The organism is Parabacteroides sp. PF5-6 (genome assembly GCF_029504695.1).
Classification (GTDB): domain Bacteria; phylum Bacteroidota; class Bacteroidia; order Bacteroidales; family Tannerellaceae; genus QVMG01.
On sequence record NZ_JAQFIN010000027.1, the window covers coordinates 1 to 1248 of the forward strand.

A 1248-nucleotide genomic window follows, 5' to 3' on the forward strand; every position below is an offset into this window, starting at 1 on the left:
ACGAAGCCTAATGGTATCCTGAGTAGCGCGGGACACGTGAAATCCTGTGTGAATCTGCGGGGCCCATCCCGTAAGGCTAAATACTCCCGAGAGACCGATAGTGAACCAGTACCGTGAGGGAAAGGTGAAAAGAACCTTAAGTAAAGGAGTGAAATAGACCCTGAAACCGTCTGCCTACAAGCGGTCGGAGCACCTTTATGGTGTGACGGCGTGCCTTTTGCATAATGAACCTACGAGTTACTTTCAGTGGCAAGGTTAAGCGATTCAGTCGCGGAGCCGAAGCGAAAGCGAGTCTTAACAGGGCGTCGTAGTCACTGGGAGTAGACGCGAAACCAAGTGATCTACCCATGTGCAGGTTGAAGGTTGGGTAACACCACCTGGAGGACCGAATCGTTAAACGTTGAAAAGTTTTCGAATGACGTGTGGGTAGGGGTGAAAGGCTAATCAAACTTGGAGATAGCTCGTACTCCCCGAAATGCATTTAGGTGCAGCCTCAGTTTAGTTTTATATCAGGTAGAGCGACTGATTGGATGCGAGGGCTTCGCCGCCTATCAAGTCCAGATAAACTCCGAATGGGTATAAAATATTGACTGGGAGTGAGGGCATGGGTGCTAAGGTCCATGTCCGAGAGGAGAAGAATCCAGACCATCAGCTAAGGTCCCCAAATAACAGTTAAGTTGAACTAACGAAGTGTGGTCGCAGTGACAGCTAGGATGTTGGCTTGGAAGCAGCCATTCATTTAAAGAGTGCGTAACAGCTCACTAGTCGAGTGACCGCGCGTGGATAATACTCGGGCATAAACTGTTTACCGAAGCTATGGATGTCGAAAGACGTGGTAGGGGAGCATTCCGGCGGTGTTGAAGGTAAGGGATAACCCTTGCTGGAACTTCCGGAAACGCAAATGTAGGTATAAGTAACGATAATGCAGGTGAGAAACCTGCACGCCGAAAGACTCAGGATTCCTGATCAACGCTAATCGGATCAGGGTTAGTCGGGCCCTAAGGTTCAGCCGAACGGCGAGACCGATGGAAGAACAGGTTAATATTCCTGTACTACTTTACAGAGTGATGTGGGGACGGAGAAGTGACACCACTGCCATCTGACGGAATAGATGGTTGAAGGGCGTAGACGTTGATCGCTGTAGGCAAATCCGCAGCGAGAGTCGAAACCTGACAGTACCAGGAGTGCTTGCACGAATGGATATGTGGGTAATCAGGCTCCCAAGAAAATCCGCTAAACTTATCTGTA

1 rRNA gene is annotated in these 1248 nt (G+C 49.4%); it reads left to right on the forward strand.

Annotated elements, in window-relative coordinates:
- Nucleotides 1–1248: ribosomal RNA gene (locus M2133_RS15570) — 23S ribosomal RNA — on the forward strand; the annotation flags it as partial.